This window comes from Ruegeria sp. F12 (assembly GCF_056533885.1).
On sequence record NZ_JBQFOV010000008.1, the window covers coordinates 27,755 to 42,092 of the forward strand.

The 14,338-nt window shown below is 59.0% G+C and carries 13 protein-coding genes; 4 read left to right on the plus strand and 9 right to left on the minus strand.

What is annotated here, in order from left to right; all coding sequences use genetic code 11:
- The first annotated feature begins 179 nt into the window (after positions 1-179).
- The 4 genes from ACR0CA_RS12285 (at position 180) to ACR0CA_RS12300 (ending at position 4,657) form a co-directional block, all read left to right on the plus strand.
- Positions 180-1,196 (plus strand): amino acid ABC transporter substrate-binding protein, encoded by a 1,017-nt coding sequence (locus ACR0CA_RS12285; protein ID WP_170773646.1) that lies wholly within the window; start codon positions 180-182, stop codon positions 1,194-1,196.
- 122 nt (positions 1,197-1,318) lie between these two features.
- Positions 1,319-2,551 carry an amino acid ABC transporter permease gene (locus tag ACR0CA_RS12290; RefSeq protein WP_170773647.1) on the plus strand — a complete coding sequence of 411 codons (1,233 nt, stop codon included), beginning with the start codon at positions 1,319-1,321 and terminating at the stop codon, positions 2,549-2,551.
- Between the two features lie 3 nt (positions 2,552-2,554).
- Positions 2,555-3,853, plus strand: coding sequence for an amino acid ABC transporter permease (locus ACR0CA_RS12295; protein ID WP_480505969.1), 1,299 nt, complete (start codon positions 2,555-2,557; stop codon positions 3,851-3,853).
- A 12-nt stretch (positions 3,854-3,865) separates the two neighbouring features.
- Positions 3,866-4,657 carry an amino acid ABC transporter ATP-binding protein gene (locus ACR0CA_RS12300; protein ID WP_269149813.1) on the plus strand — a complete coding sequence of 264 codons (792 nt, stop codon included), beginning with the start codon at positions 3,866-3,868 and terminating at the stop codon, positions 4,655-4,657.
- Between the two features lie 46 nt (positions 4,658-4,703).
- Here ACR0CA_RS12300 and ACR0CA_RS12305 read toward each other — a convergent pair whose 3' ends face one another.
- The 9 genes from ACR0CA_RS12305 to ACR0CA_RS12345 all read right to left on the minus strand — a co-directional run bounded on the left by ACR0CA_RS12305 (position 4,704) and on the right by ACR0CA_RS12345 (position 14,323).
- The gene (locus ACR0CA_RS12305) at positions 4,704-5,201 is read right to left on the minus strand and encodes a SixA phosphatase family protein (protein ID WP_480899271.1); all 498 of its coding nucleotides are present in this window, start codon (positions 5,199-5,201) and stop codon (positions 4,704-4,706) included.
- Positions 5,198-5,884, minus strand: coding sequence for a ferredoxin (locus ACR0CA_RS12310; protein WP_480899273.1), 687 nt, complete (start codon positions 5,882-5,884; stop codon positions 5,198-5,200). Before ACR0CA_RS12310 ends, ACR0CA_RS12305 begins: the two co-directional genes overlap by 4 nt.
- Before the next feature lie 19 nt (positions 5,885-5,903).
- Positions 5,904-6,767 carry an acetylglutamate kinase gene (gene argB, locus ACR0CA_RS12315; protein ID WP_170773651.1) on the minus strand — a complete coding sequence of 288 codons (864 nt, stop codon included), beginning with the start codon at positions 6,765-6,767 and terminating at the stop codon, positions 5,904-5,906.
- 60 nt (positions 6,768-6,827) lie between these two features.
- Positions 6,828-7,481, minus strand: a complete 654-nt coding sequence (yihA, locus tag ACR0CA_RS12320) for a ribosome biogenesis GTP-binding protein YihA/YsxC (RefSeq protein ID WP_480899275.1) — start codon at positions 7,479-7,481, stop codon at positions 6,828-6,830.
- Positions 7,478-8,215, minus strand: coding sequence for an MOSC domain-containing protein (locus tag ACR0CA_RS12325; RefSeq protein ID WP_170773653.1), 738 nt, complete (start codon positions 8,213-8,215; stop codon positions 7,478-7,480). Before ACR0CA_RS12325 ends, yihA begins: the two co-directional genes overlap by 4 nt.
- Positions 8,212-10,041 (minus strand): membrane protein insertase YidC, encoded by a 1,830-nt coding sequence (gene yidC / locus ACR0CA_RS12330; RefSeq protein WP_480899279.1) that lies wholly within the window; start codon positions 10,039-10,041, stop codon positions 8,212-8,214. The genes ACR0CA_RS12325 and yidC overlap by 4 nt, the downstream gene beginning before the upstream one ends.
- Positions 10,042-10,164: 123 nt before the next feature.
- The gene (locus tag ACR0CA_RS12335) at positions 10,165-11,697 is read right to left on the minus strand and encodes a putative bifunctional diguanylate cyclase/phosphodiesterase (RefSeq protein ID WP_480899281.1); all 1,533 of its coding nucleotides are present in this window, start codon (positions 11,695-11,697) and stop codon (positions 10,165-10,167) included.
- 71 nt (positions 11,698-11,768) lie between these two features.
- Positions 11,769-12,662 (minus strand): tRNA 2-thiocytidine(32) synthetase TtcA, encoded by an 894-nt coding sequence (gene ttcA, locus ACR0CA_RS12340; RefSeq protein WP_480899283.1) that lies wholly within the window; start codon positions 12,660-12,662, stop codon positions 11,769-11,771.
- 44 nt (positions 12,663-12,706) lie between these two features.
- On the minus strand, positions 12,707-14,323 hold the full coding sequence (locus ACR0CA_RS12345) for an acyl-CoA dehydrogenase family protein (RefSeq protein ID WP_480899285.1): 1,617 nt from the start codon (positions 14,321-14,323) through the stop codon (positions 12,707-12,709).
- Positions 14,324-14,338 lie beyond the last annotated feature (15 nt).

Below are 14,338 nucleotides of genomic sequence, written 5' to 3' on the forward strand. Positions count from 1 at the left end.
TGCGGACATCTGGAAGATGATCCATCGTTTTCACTGATCCGACCCTTGACGTTTGTTTATGAATGCGACCAAACTCGGGCGCACTAAAGGGGAGACACCTTTGGGGAAACCTTTCTGGTGCCAAAGGTGCCGGACAGAGCCGTCTCTGGACAGAGGCGGAAAATCAGGAAGAGGTAAAAATGAAAAAATCCGTAATCTTGGGCGTGGCAACCGTTGCCGGCCTGGCTGCAGGCGCAGCGGCAGCGGGGACTGTCGATGATGTCAAAGCGCGCGGTAAGCTGAACTGCGGTGTGACCACCGGTCTGGTTGGCTTTGCTGCACCAGACGCGAATGGCGAATGGCAAGGCTTTGACGTCTCGCTGTGCCGCGCGGTCGCTGCTGCCGTTCTGGGCGATGCAAGCGCCGTAGAATTCGTTCCGACCACTGGCAAGACGCGTTTCACCGCGCTGGCCTCGGGCGAGATCGACATGCTGGCCCGTAACACCACCTGGACCTTCAGCCGCGACGTCGACCTGAAATTCGAATTCGTGGGCGTGAACTACTATGACGGTCAGGGCTTTATGGTTCCCAAGGCGCTGGGCGTCAGCTCGGCCAAGGAACTGGACGGCGCAACCGTCTGCATCCAGACCGGCACCACGACAGAGCTGAACCTGGCGGACTTCTTCCGCTCGAACAACATCAGCTACGAGCCGGTTCCGATCGAAACCAACGCCGAAGCGCAGCAGCAGTACTTGGCTGGCGCATGTGACGTCTACACCACCGACGCATCGGGCCTGGCCGCAACCCGCGCCACGTTCGAAGATCCGGCGGCGCATGTCCTTCTGCCCGAAATCATCTCGAAAGAGCCTCTGGGCCCGCTGGTCCGTCACGGCGATCACGAGTGGGGCGACGTTGTCCGCTGGACTCTGAACGCGCTGGTCTCGGCTGAAGAGCTGGGCGTGACCTCGGCAAACATCGACGAGATGGCCGCTGGCACCAACAACCCCGAAGTGAACCGTCTGCTGGGCAGCGAAGGCACTCTGGGTGAGATGCTGGGCCTCGACGCTCAGTGGGCGATGCGCGCGATCAAATCGGGCGGCAACTATGGTGAAGTCTTTGCCAAGAACATCGGCGAAGAAACTCCGATCGGTCTGGCACGCGGCCTGAACGCGCAGTGGACCGATGGCGGCCTGCTGTACTCGCCGCCGTTCCGCTAAATCCTAAGGAAAAGGGCGCGGGGGAACCTGCGCCCTTTTCTCATCAAATTGCTGCGGACAGCTCATGAGCGGGGAGAACCCTGCCGGAAAAGAAGAATCCGCAGACTACGGGGATCCAAAATATGTCGACTATGACCGACCCGCCGAAAGCTGACTTTCGGTTGTCTATGCTCATAAACGATACCCGCTATCGCTCGCTGACATTTCAAGTGATCGCGGCCATCGCTATTGCGCTTTCCATTTGGTATCTGGGCAATAACCTGATCCAGAACCTGCGGGCCGCAGGCCTGAACATTTCCTATACTTTTCTGGGCGATCCGTCCGGATACGACATCAACCAGCGTTTGATCGAATATGACAGCCAGTCCTCGCATGGACGTGCGGCTGTTGTGGGCATTCTGAACACTCTGCTGGTGGCGTTTCTTGCGTGTATCACCGCCACTGTCTTTGGAGTGATCGCTGGGGTCTTGCGTCTGTCGAACAACTGGCTCGTCTCAAAGCTAATGGCGGTCTACGTCGAGATCTTCCGGAATATTCCTGTGCTGATCTGGATCATCATCATCTTTACGATCATGACGGCTGTGCTGCCGGGTCCGCGCGCCTTCCGAGGTGACAACCCGACATCAAGTATGCTGTTTGACTTGTTCGCCTTTACCAACCGCGGCGTTTATATCCCCGGGCCTCATTTCTCCAGCGGTTTTTTCAGTGCAGCTTTTCTGAATTGGTTGCTGGTGATTGCTGTATTGATTGGATCGTGGTTCGCCTCGCGCGAGGTTGAGAAGCGTGCAACCCTGCAACAGGAACAGACCGGCCAACGACCCAAAACCGGCCTTGTCAAACTGGGTGTCTGGCTAGTGCCCGTCGCGTTGCTGATGGTGCTGATGGGGCTGACTTGGGATGTGCCCGAGCTGAAGGGTTTTAACTTCTCCGGTGGCATCAAGATCGGTGGACCTCTAATCGCACTTTGGTTCGCCTTGTCGATCTATACAGGCGCCTTCATCGCGGAAAACGTGCGCGCGGGTATTCAGGCGATCAGCAAAGGCCAGACTGAGGCTGCTGCTGCGTTGGGCCTGCGCCCCGGTCGGATCATGAATCTTGTGATCCTGCCTCAGGCATTGCGTGTGATTATCCCGCCGTTGATTTCACAGTACTTGAACATCACCAAGAACTCGTCACTGGCGATTGCCGTGGGGTATGCGGATATCACCGCCACTTTGGGGGGTATCACGCTGAACCAGACTGGCCGCGCGATTGAGTGTGTTCTGCTGCTTATGCTGTTCTATCTGACGGCTTCGCTGCTGATCTCGATGGCGATGAACGTCTACAACGCATCCGTCAAGTTGAAGGAGCGCTGAGCCATGGCTGATCAAACAACAAATCCGATCGCTTTTGTGGCTGAAGGCACCATTCCTCCTTCTCCTCCACCAGCGAACCAGACGGGGATCGTCAAATGGCTGCGCGAGAACCTGTTCTCGGGCGTGACCAACACGATCCTGACGCTTTTGTCTTTGATTCTGATCTATGTTCTGCTCAAAAACACGTTGCCGTGGATTATGAACGGGGTATGGAATGCCAATTCTCTGGCGGAATGCCGTGAAATTCTGGCTGGTAAGACTGGGGCCTGTTTCGCGGTTCTTACAGAACGCTGGCCGCAACTGATCTACGGTTTCAAATACCCTGACGAGGCCTACTGGCGCCCGAATCTGGCATTCGTATTGATGTTGGTGGCTCTGGCACCGGTCCTATTCTTTGACCTGCCGCGCAAGCTGCTGGTGTTCACGGCGCTCTACCCCTTTATCGCTTTCTGGCTGATCTGGGGCGGCACTATTCTTGTTCCACTCGTGGCATTGGTTGGTTTTATAGCGGCAGGAGCAGTGTTTCAGAAGCTTGGCCGCAACAGCTTCGCTGCCGGGTTCTTCGGCGCGATTGTGGTGGCCCTAATTATCTGGAATATCGGCGGGGCGCTGATCCCGGAAGACGCCAACGAAGGGGCTATGCTCACGGCTGTTCCAAGTCGTGATCTGGGCGGCTTTATGCTGAACATGATGCTGGGCCTGACCTGCGTGTCACTGTCGGTTCCGCTTGGGATTGCACTCGCACTGGGCCGTCAATCTTCCATGCCGCTGATTAAGTGGGTCTGTGTCATCTTCATCGAATTCATCCGTGGTGTGCCTCTGATCACGCTGCTGTTCGTGGCTTCGGTGATGCTGGCCTATTTTTTCCCGCCTGACAGCACGGTCGACCTGTTCCTGCGCGTTGTGATCATGATCACCATGTTCTCGGCCGCTTATATCGCCGAGGTTATCCGTGGCGGTCTGGCAGCTCTACCACGCGGGCAGTACGAGGCAGCAGACAGCCTTGGTTTGGATTACCCGCAGGCGATGCGCCTGATCATCCTGCCGCAGGCACTGAAGATCTCGATCCCTGGTATCGTGAACGTGGCCGTTGGCCTGTTCAAGGACACCACACTGGTTTCGGTCATTTCGATGTTCGATCTGGTGGGCATGATCCGGGGCCCCATCCTGGCGTCGACCGAATGGAACGGCGTCTATTGGGAGCTTCTGGGCTTTGCCGCGCTTCTGTTCTTCGTCGTCTGTTACGGCATCTCTCAATATTCCCAGTGGCTCGAGCGTCGCCTTGCCACGGACCATCGTTAAGGAGTTCAACACATGTCTGAACTTGCAGTAGAACGCGAAATCGACCGCTCGAAGATGCAGGTGAGCGACGAGGTCGCCATCGAAATCAACGGCATGAACAAGTGGTACGGGTCTTTCCACGTGCTGCGCGACATCAATCTGACCGTCAATCAGGGCGAGCGGATTGTGATCGCGGGGCCGTCGGGCTCGGGCAAATCCACTCTGATCCGCTGTCTGAATGCTCTGGAAGAACACCAGCAGGGCACGATCGTGGTGGACGGGACCGAGTTGTCGAATGACCTTAAGAACATCGACAAGATCCGGTCCGAGGTTGGCATGGTGTTCCAGCACTTCAACCTGTTCCCACACCTGACCATTCTGGAAAACTGCACGCTGGCCCCGATCTGGGTGCGCAAGACGCCCAAGAAAGAGGCCGAAGAGCGGGCAATGCATTTCCTGGAAAAGGTGAAAATTCCCGATCAGGCGCTGAAGTATCCCGGTCAATTGTCGGGTGGTCAGCAACAGCGTGTGGCGATTGCGCGCTCGCTTTGCATGATGCCGCGGATCATGTTGTTCGATGAACCCACTTCGGCGCTGGACCCCGAGATGATCAAAGAGGTGCTAGACACCATGATCGAACTGGCCGAGGAAGGTATGACCATGCTGTGCGTCACGCACGAGATGGGCTTTGCCCGTCAGGTCGCCAACCGTGTGATCTTTATGGACGCAGGCCAGATCGTGGAACAGAACGAACCCGAAGAGTTCTTCAACAACCCGCAAAGCGAACGGACAAAGCTGTTCCTCAGCCAGATTCTGGGCCACTGATCCATTCGAAATTTGGGAAAGGGCGGGGCTTTGGCCTCGCCTTTTTCTATTCGAGCAGTTCGCGCGGAATGGCGAAGTCCTGAACGCCCCCGCTGTGCCAGTCTATGTCGGCCCAATCGGTGATGCCAAAGCGGATGATCGTTGTGGCGCCTGTGGGATAGTCGTGAAACCGCGCATGATCCGGCGCGCGTCGTACGATACGGCTGGCAAATTCGGCAATACCGGGATTGTGGCCCAGCATCAGCACCGTGGGCTCGGTCGCCCCGGACAATTCGATCAACATCTCTTCGGGCTCCGCCAGATAGAGCGTGCGATGAAAGCAGATTTTTTCCGCTTGCAACCCCATCCGGTCCCAGGTCTCGCGCGTGCGGGCTGAGGTCGAGCTGAGAACCTCGTCCGGGACAAGGTTGTGCTGCTGCAACCATGCACCAACCGCTTGGGCGGACTTCCGGCCTCGTTTGTTCAAAGGACGGTCATGATCGTCAAGCGTTGGATTGCCCCAACTGGATTTTGCATGCCGGGTCAGGATCAGCGTCAGGCTCATGACGGGTGAAAGGCCCGCATATGGTGCGCGGATTGTTCCGGGTCGCGGCCTGCACCGGCGCTCAGAGGGCAGGCCAGCCGCGCCTGACAACCGCCGGTCATGCAGGTCTGGCCTTCGACGGTGGACAGGTGGTCATGGCATGCGGCCACGTTGTAGAATTCGCGGCTGTTTAGGGCCTCCACCGGACAGGAAGTCACACAAGGGGCTGGGCAGTTCGTACAGGGAGAGAGATCAGAGACCTCGGGTATGTAAAATTCCTGCTCAAAATGCAGGGCACCCCGATATGAGATCATCATGCCCACGGTATCATGTACCAGCGCGCCGACCGGACTGCTGAACGTGCGGCCCGATTTCAGTGCCCAATCGATGAACGGTGCATAGGGTGTGCCACCAAACGGGAAATGTGCGGTAGCGCCCAAATCCCGCGCCATCTGGCCAATAACACGGGTCGACCATTGGTCCACCGGGTCAGGTTCCTGCCATTCCGGTGCGGCTTTCAGAACGGGCCAGAAGGCTGAGCCTGCGCCCAGTAGAACCAAAGTGCCCCCGTCCAGTCCTTTGGCCTCGCTGATCCGGGGATGCGTTGCGCCCATCACGATCAGGCCTGCCTGATGCGCCACGCGCCCCACCCAGCCATAGCTGATCGCTGTGCGATAGGCTGAGGCTGGTGGAAGTGCGGTCATCTCTTTTTGGCTCTTTGGGTCAGTCAGGGCGGATCAATGACCCGGCGCCATGCTCGGTGAACAGCTCCAGTAGTACCGCGTTTGGCGCGCGCCCGTCCAGAATGACCACCGCTCGCACGCCGCTGTGTAGCGCGTCCAGCGCGGTTTCGGTCTTGGGGATCATGCCGCCCGCAATCGTGCCTTCCAGGGTCATTTCGCGGATCTGGCCGGCTTTCAACTCGGTCACGACCTCTCCGGCGGCATTCTTTACGCCCGAGACATCGGTCAGGAGCAGCAAGCGGTCCGCCTTCAGCGCCGAGGCGATCGCACCGGCGGCGGTGTCGCCATTGACGTTGAATGTCTCACCCCCGCGCCCGGCGCCCAACGGCGCGATCACTGGAATCACGTCATGGGCAAACAGATCATGTAGGATTTTCGGGTCCATCTGCGACGGAGAGCCCACGAACCCCAATGAAGGGTCTGTCTGCTCGCAGATGATCAGGTTGGCATCCTTGCCCGACAGGCCCACGGCAGTGCCGCCCTGGCCGTTGATCGCCTGCACGATGCGCTTGTTCACGAGACCGGACAAGACCATCTCGACCACTTCCACGGTCGGTTTGTCAGTGACACGCTTGCCGCCGACAAATTCGGACTGGATGTCCAGCTTATCCAGCATCGCGTTGATCATCGGACCACCGCCATGGACGATCACCGGGTTCACCCCGACCTGACGCATCAGCACCACGTCGCGGGCAAAGCTTTCCATCGCTTCATCACTGCCCATGGCGTGCCCGCCCAGCTTGATGACGACAATTGCCCCGTCATAGCGTTGCAGATACGGCAAGGCGCTGTTCAAAGTGGCAGCGGTGGCGATCCAGTCCCGGTTCATATCTCGTGTCTTCATGGCTTAGGTCCCTCTGACGTTCCGTGTTAGGGCCTTTGCACGGTGCTGCCAAGAGGTTAGCTATTCCAGATGAGCGATGATCGAACGCAAGGTTGGAATCCCGTCACCCTTTTCGGACGACGTCAGCACGATCTCCGGGAAGGCGGCAGGGTGTTTCGACAGCGCGCCGCGCACCTGCTCCAGCACCTTATCGCGATCCTTGGCCTTGACCTTGTCGGCCTTGGTCATCACGCATTGAAAGGTCACGGCGCTGGTATCCAGCAGCTTCATGATCTCGGCATCGACCGGTTTCACCCCGTGGCGCGAGTCGATCAGGACAAAGGCTCGACGCAGCGTTTGACGTCCGCTCAGGTATTGTTTCAGCAGCCGCTGCCATTTCTCGACTACCTTGACCGGAGCGTTGGCGTAACCATAACCGGGCAGGTCGACCAGATACAGCTCGGGGCCTTGGGTGAAAAAGTTGATCTCTTGCGTGCGGCCCGGCGTGTTCGAGGCACGCGCCAATCCTTTGGTGCCGGTTAGCGCGTTAATCAGGCTAGACTTGCCCACGTTCGAACGACCCGCGAAACACACCTCGAGCCGGTCGGGTGCGGGCAGGCCGTCCATGGCGACCACGCCTTTGACGAACTCGGATTCGCCCGCAAAAAGTTTGCGGCCACGTTCTTGCGCGAACTCATCCGGTGTTTCGGCTAGGGGAAAGGGCAGGGTGGTCATAGCGGTTGAACCTTGTCGCCCGGCTTGACCTCGCCGCCCTGGATCACTTCGGCGTAGACGCCAAAATCCTGATGATCCCATGTGTTCAGGGCCGCCAGCGTGTCAGCGTCGCGCTGCCCGGTATCCGGGTTCGCGGTTGTCGCAAGGCAACGGGTGATCCGTTCACGCACATTCAGAACGGCCTGACCGATCTGAATGTCGCGGCCCAGCCAGTCAAATTCTTCCCACAGGGGCAAGCCGTCGAACCAGATATTGCCGCGCCAGCGAATGGGGGACAGCTCCTGCCCCAGCTTTTGCTCGACCGCGCGATGTGAGGCCATGTTGCACAGGCTGATCGAGGGGAAATCGCTGTCGGTCATGCCGCGCCCGGGTACTCGGACAATCCGGGTCGAGGCCGCGCGGTCTACAGGCATCAACGGTTTGACCCAATCCAGAAAGACATCCTGCTGCGTGTCCGGCTGAAAGCGCAGCTCGGGGCGATCGGGATGGGTGAGGGTGACGATGTCACCGTCGGTCCGGGCCGAGATTGCCATCAGTGACGGTGCCTTGGCCCCGCGACTGAAATTTGGGCACGGCACCCATTCGGACCCATCGGCCTTGGACGCCTCATGCGCGACTGCCCAAACGCGATCCCCGGGCATGGTCTGCCCGGGGTTCAGAGTGACGGTCTGGACGGCCTCGCGGCCATGGCTTTTGATCGGATGCCGCCAGAGGCTGGTTACTTCACCGGTCATTTGTCATCCGCTTTTGGCGTGCGCTTGAAGCCTGATTTGATGTTGCCGAACACATCCGGTGTATAGCCCTGGCTGCGCATGATCAGGTATTGCTGCATGAAAGTGATCGTGTTGTTTGCAATCCAGTAGACGACCAGACCGCTGGCAAACCCACCCAGCATGAACATGAAGACCCAAGGCATCCAGGCGAAGATCATCGCCTGCGTCGCGTCAGTTGGGGCCGGGTTCAGTTTCTGTTGCAGCCACATCGAGATACCCAGAAGCAATGGCAGGATACCGATGAAGATCAGCGCCATGAAGCTTTCAGGTTGCGGCGCCGCCCAGGGCAACAAACCAAACAGGTTCATAATCGAGGTCGGATCCGGCGCGCTCAGGTCTTGGAAAGGGCCGAACCATGGGGCCTGACGCAGTTCGATGGTGACGAAAATCACCTTATACAGCGAGAAGAAGATCGGGATCTGCAACAGGATTGGCAAACAGCCCGCGGCGGGGTTTACCTTTTCCTTCTTGTACAGCTCCATCATGCCTTGCTGCATCTTCTGGCGGTCGTCGCCTGCGGCCTCTTTCAGGGCCTCCATCTGCGGCTGCAGCTCCTTCATCTTCGCCATCGAGACGTAGGATTTGAACGCCAGCGGGAACAAGATGGCTTTAATGATCAACGTCAGGCCGATTATCGACCAGCCCATGTTGCCAATCAGCGCATTGATGTTGTGCAGCAGCCAGAAGATCGGCTTGGTCAGGAAATAGAACCAGCCCCAGTCGATGCTGTCGATGAACTTCTGAACGCCTTCAGCCTGGTATTCGCGAATGGTTTCCCATTCCTTGGCGCCCGCGAACAGACGGGTCGTAACCTCTTCAGTCGCGCCGGGGGCTACAGACAATGTCGGAAGAACGGTTTCGGTTTGGTAAATCTTGCGGCGCGCATCGTATTTGGCGGCGGCTTTGAAGGCCGATCCTTCTTCGGGGATCAGGGTGGTCATCCAGTAGTGATCGGTGAAGCCAACCCAGCCGCCTTCCTTGACCTGAAACACCTCGGCCTGCGCACGTTCATTCGGGTCGATGTCAAAGTCGCGGACATCGCCATAGTCGATCTCGTCCAGCACGCCATCGGCCATGACCATGACGCCCTCGTGCAGGATGAAGAAGTTCTTGAGACCGGGCAGATCGCCATCTTCGCCGATCCCGTGACGGGCTAGGATGCCATAGGGGGCCATGCCCACTTCGGCCTGCGTGTTGTTTTCCACCGATTGGGTAACGTCGAACATATAGTTCTCGTCCACCGAGATGGTCCGGCGGAAGGTCAGGCCGTTACCATTATCCCATTTCAGAGTGACCGGCGTGTCGACGCCCAACGTCTCACCGCTTTCCAACGTCCACAGCGTATTGGGCCCCGGAACATCGGTGCCTGCAACACCTGCGCCAGGCGCCCAGCCGTACAACGCATAATAGGCCGATTCCGATCCCACCGGGGACAGTAGCTCCACAATCGGTGCGCCTTCTTCGATCGAGACTTTGTAGTCCTTCAGGAATAGCTCATCGATGCGGCCACCTGACAGGGATAGGCTGCCTTCCAGGCGCGGTGTGTCGATCGCAATGCGCGGTGCTTCGGCATCAGGCAGTGTTTCTTCCGCTGCGGCTGTTGCCTCGCCAGTCGTGCCTGCATCCGACGCGCTGGGCGTCTGAACCTCGGTCGCGTCGATGGCGCTGATCTCGGCCTGATCGGGCAGCGTCGTTTGTTCCGGCGGCGGGAACAGCACGAACCAAACGAGGATCACGAGAAAGCTGAGCGCGGTTGCGAGGATGAGATTCTTGTTCTGATCGTCCATCTGGGACAGCCACCTTAAGCAGTGAAACACACCCGGTGGGTTCAACAGAGTGCAGCCCCAAAGGTCAAGCGGATTCGCCCGTCAAACCGCCGCTGAGTGCGTATTTGTGGTGCAATTTTGCGTTTATGGGCCGGCTTTGCGACCAATCTTGGGCACACCGTTCAGCTTGTTCTGATGGGTCATGATCCAGTCGAACGTGTTTTCGAAGGGCATGGGCTTGCCAATCCCGAAGCCCTGAACATGGTTGCAGCCCAGCTGAGCCATCAGTGCGTGTTCGCCCGGCGTTTCGACCCCTTCGGCCAGAGTTTCGACGTTCAGCCGCTCGGCCATGGTCAGGATGGCGCTGACCAACTGCTGCTGGCTGGCATCCCGATCTGCCTTGGCCACAAAAGAGCGGTCGATCTTGATCCGAGAAACATCAAAGCGCTTGATCGACGCGATTGAGGCATGTCCCGTCCCGAAATCATCCAAATCAATGCAGCACCCCAGTTTCGACAGGCTAGTCACGTTGCGTGTAATCACGTCATCGGGTCGGCGCGAGAAGACGGTTTCCAGCACTTCAACGGCCAACCGGTCAGGGGTCAGGTCGTTTTGGTCCAGCTCCCATTTCAGCCGGTCGATCAACGCTGGGTCGCGCAGCTCATCTGAGGAGAAATTCACGCCGATCCGGGGCACAACGATCCCGGCATTGTCCCATTGACGCATGGCGGCGAAGGCGTGGTGGCGCATGGTTTGGCCAAAACGCTCCATTAGACCCGCCTGTTCGGCAAAAGGCAGAAATACATGCGGGCTCAGCACGCCTTTTTGCGGATGCTCCCAACGTGCCAGCGCTTCGAACCCGGTGACGCGGCCGGTATCCGTCGAAATCTGAGGCTGAAACCAGGGTCGAATCTCGCCACTATCCAGTGCGGCATCAAACTCGCGCCGCAGGTTGGCCCGGATGCGTGAGCGGCGCCGCGTTTCGCTTGAATAGGCGCGGATGGTCGAGGGGCCATTTCTTTGCGCCTCATCCAAAGCTGCTGAGGCAGCGTCAATCCATGCCTCAAACCCATCATTCCGGATGCTGGACAACAGGCTGAACCCGATCGAGCAAGACAGGTAAATGCCAGTGCCGTTCAGCACCACGGGTTCTTCGATAGTGGCTTGAATGCGCCCCGACATTTGGATGCAAGCTTCAAGATCAAGATGCTTGGACGGGTTTAGTCCGACTACGATTTTGTCCTCATCCAGCCGGGCGGCGATATCATGAGCGCGGATCACCGACAGCATCCGGCTGCGGAACTGATCAACCACATGTGCCGTCGCTGCGGTGCCGTGCAAATCCTCGAATTCAATGTACCCGTCCAATGCCACAATTAGGCAGGCCGAGTCGTCACGCGTGGTGGCGGTGGACCTGAAAAATCCCTCCATCCCTGCGGCAAAGCTGTCGAGCGGGATCAACCCGCTGGGCACGGTTTGGTCGCCGGGTGTTGTGGCCAGCGCGGAAAATGCCGCCAGTAAAAGCGGCAGGGTCAAAGCCACAGTAACCAAAGCCCGCTCTCCCCCCATCCAGAACGCGGCCAGGCTGATCGCAGGGGCAAAGGCCAGCGCGGGCGGGCCGCTGAGGGCGGTGGTCAGAACATTGAGAGCTTTTTCAACCGGGATACGTTTCCACATTGGTGTTCCGGGCCTTTCCCTTGGGCATCGCACGCTTGGGAAAACCGTAGAAAACCATTCTGAGTCAGACGTTAACGCAGACGCGGAATTTCATCCGAATTTTCGTCATTTTTGCCGGGGTGCAACGCAAGACCTTGAAAATCGAACAATTTCGGGTCCAGCAGACGCGAAGGCCGAGCGTTGGTCAGGGCGCGGAACATCACCTGTCGGCGACCGGGGCTGTTCTTTTCCCACTGATCCAGAATCTGTTTCACTTGTTGGCGCTGTAGCCCGTCCTGACTGCCGCAGAGATCGCAGGGGATAATGGGATAGTTCATCGCGATGGCAAATTTCTCGCAATCGGCCTCGGCCACATGGGCCAGCGGGCGGTAGACGAACAAGTCGCCCTCTTCATTCACCAGTTTCGGCGGCATCGTGGCCAGACGCCCACCGTGGAAGAGGTTCATGAAAAATGTCTCGAGGATATCGTCGCGGTGATGTCCCAGCACCACGGCCGAGCATCCCTCTTCCCGTGCGATGCGGTACAAGTTGCCCCGGCGCAAGCGCGAGCACAGCGCGCAATAAGTCCGACCTTGCGGAACCTTGTCCATCACGACGGAATAGGTGTCTTGATATTCGATCCGGTGAGGTACGCCCATGCGGTTCAGAAACTCGGGCAGAACGGTGGCCGGAAAGCCGGGTTGACCCTGATCCAGATTGCAGGCCAGCAGATCGACGGGCAGCAAGCCGCGCCATTTCAACTCGTATAGAACTGCCAGCAGGGTATAGCTGTCCTTGCCGCCGGACAGGCAGACCAACCATCGCGGCGGTTTGCCGTCTTTGTCATGGGCAGACGGGTCCACCATCCCGTATTGCTCGATGGCTTCACGGGTTTGGCGCACAATGCGCTTGCGCAGCTTCTTGAACTCGGTGGTCGAGGGCGCACCGGAAAACAGCGGGTGGATATCGTCAGCTTCGTCAAACATGCGCAGCCCCTACAATAGTTGCTGCAACCGGGCAAGGGCGGCGCTTAGCCGAGGCGGGCCAACAGGGCTTCGGTGTCCAACCCTCGAACCGACCCGGGCACCCGACCGCTGTCGCCGGTCAAGCGCGTCGCGATGAAACCATCGGCCACGGCAGGCGGGGCGTGGCGCAACAGCAGTGAGGCCGTCAGCAGCAGAGCGGTGCGTTCCGCAAACCAGCGGGCCTCAGCCTCGGGAGGGAGGTCAGGCCAGCGTCCGATATGATCCCGCAGGGCCGCATCATATCCTCGATCCACGCCTTTTGCGGCGTCTACTTCGGCGCGCAGCACTTCGGCGGCCAAAGGTTCACGCGCCAATGTCCGCAGAATATCAAGGCAGATCACATTGCCGGACCCCTCCCAGATGCCATTCAGGGGTGCTTCGCGGTAGAGCAGGGGCAGGGGTGTATCCTCGACGTACCCCATGCCGCCCAGTATCTCCATCGCTTCGACCACGACCACAGGGCAGCGTTTGTTGTTGAGGAACTTGGCCAGCGCCACGCCGATACGGGCAAAGGCGCGGTCTTCCGGGGTTTGTCCGTCAAAGGCCTGGGCCACGCGCATCCCAAGGGTCACTGCGCCCTGCCAATCCAGCGCTAGATCGGCCAGCACCACGCGCATCAGGGGTTGGTCGATCAGGTGGCGTTGAAAGGCACTGCGGTGACTCACCCAGTGATGCGCCTCGGACAAGGCGGCGCGCATCAGCCCGGCAGGGGCCATCGCGGTGTCCAGCCGCGTGTGATGCACCATCTCAAGGATCGTGCGAATGCCCGCGCCTTCGTCCCCTAACTGATAGGCCAGTGCGTCGTGATACTCGATCTCGGCCGAGGCGTTGGCGCGGTTGCCCAACTTGTCCTTCAGGCGCATGAGGTGGATGGCGTTGCGTTCCCCCTCTAACCAGCGTGGCACAAGGAAACAGGTCAGCCCGCCGGGGGCCTGCGCCAGGGTCAGGAATCCGTCAGACATCGGGGCCGAGCAGAACCATTTATGACCGCGCAACCGCCAATGATCGCCGTCCCGCGTGGCGGTGGTGGTATTGGCGCGGATATCCGATCCACCTTGTTTTTCAGTCATCGCCATACCCAACGTAGCGCTGTGTTTCTGCGCTATGGGCCGGATTGTAGGATCGTAAGTATGCGCGGTCAGTTTCGGCACCCAGAGCTGGGCGATACTGGCGTCGGTTTTCAATGCAGGTACCGCAGCATAGGTCATCGTCAGGGGGCAGCAATGACTGGGCTCGACCTGACTGGCCATATATACCATAGCGGCATGGGTCGAGTGGCCGCCGGGTTCGTCATTCCACGGTAGTGCGGCGTATCCGGCGCTTTGGCTTAGTTGCATCAACTGGTGATAGGCGGGGTGAAAGCGAACCTCGTCCAGCCGTCGCCCACCGCTATCGAACAGGCGCAGGTGCGGCGGGTGAGCATTGGCCGCGCGCGCCGCCTCGTGGATCTCGGGCATTCCCAAAGTTTTGCCATATCGGGCAAGCGGCTCGGAACACCCTTTGGCACGGGTCACACACTCTTGCAGCACAGGGTCCGCAGCCCATAGGTTGATTGGATCGCGATCGGTTGGTTGGTTGGTCACTTCATGGGTTGGCAGGGTATCGCGGGCGGGTGTGGTCATGGGCTGAGTGTTCCG

Coding starts and splice junctions, on each gene's coding strand:
- ACR0CA_RS12335 (WP_480899281.1), bottom strand. CDS start 11,697: ATGTGGAAACGTATCCCGGTTGAAAAAGCTCTCAATGTTCTGACCACC.
- ACR0CA_RS12310 (WP_480899273.1), bottom strand. CDS start 5,884: ATGACCGCACTTCCACCAGCCTCAGCCTATCGCACAGCGATCAGCTAT.
- ACR0CA_RS12295 (WP_480505969.1), top strand. CDS start 2,555: ATGGCTGATCAAACAACAAATCCGATCGCTTTTGTGGCTGAAGGCACC.
- ttcA (WP_480899283.1), bottom strand. CDS start 12,662: ATGTTTGACGAAGCTGACGATATCCACCCGCTGTTTTCCGGTGCGCCC.
- yidC (WP_480899279.1), bottom strand. CDS start 10,041: ATGGACGATCAGAACAAGAATCTCATCCTCGCAACCGCGCTCAGCTTT.
- ACR0CA_RS12285 (WP_170773646.1), top strand. CDS start 180: ATGAAAAAATCCGTAATCTTGGGCGTGGCAACCGTTGCCGGCCTGGCT.
- yihA (WP_480899275.1), bottom strand. CDS start 7,481: ATGACCACCCTGCCCTTTCCCCTAGCCGAAACACCGGATGAGTTCGCG.
- argB (WP_170773651.1), bottom strand. CDS start 6,767: ATGAAGACACGAGATATGAACCGGGACTGGATCGCCACCGCTGCCACT.
- ACR0CA_RS12345 (WP_480899285.1), bottom strand. CDS start 14,323: ATGACCACACCCGCCCGCGATACCCTGCCAACCCATGAAGTGACCAAC.
- ACR0CA_RS12305 (WP_480899271.1), bottom strand. CDS start 5,201: ATGAGCCTGACGCTGATCCTGACCCGGCATGCAAAATCCAGTTGGGGC.
- ACR0CA_RS12290 (WP_170773647.1), top strand. CDS start 1,319: ATGTCGACTATGACCGACCCGCCGAAAGCTGACTTTCGGTTGTCTATG.
- ACR0CA_RS12325 (WP_170773653.1), bottom strand. CDS start 8,215: ATGACCGGTGAAGTAACCAGCCTCTGGCGGCATCCGATCAAAAGCCAT.
- ACR0CA_RS12300 (WP_269149813.1), top strand. CDS start 3,866: ATGTCTGAACTTGCAGTAGAACGCGAAATCGACCGCTCGAAGATGCAG.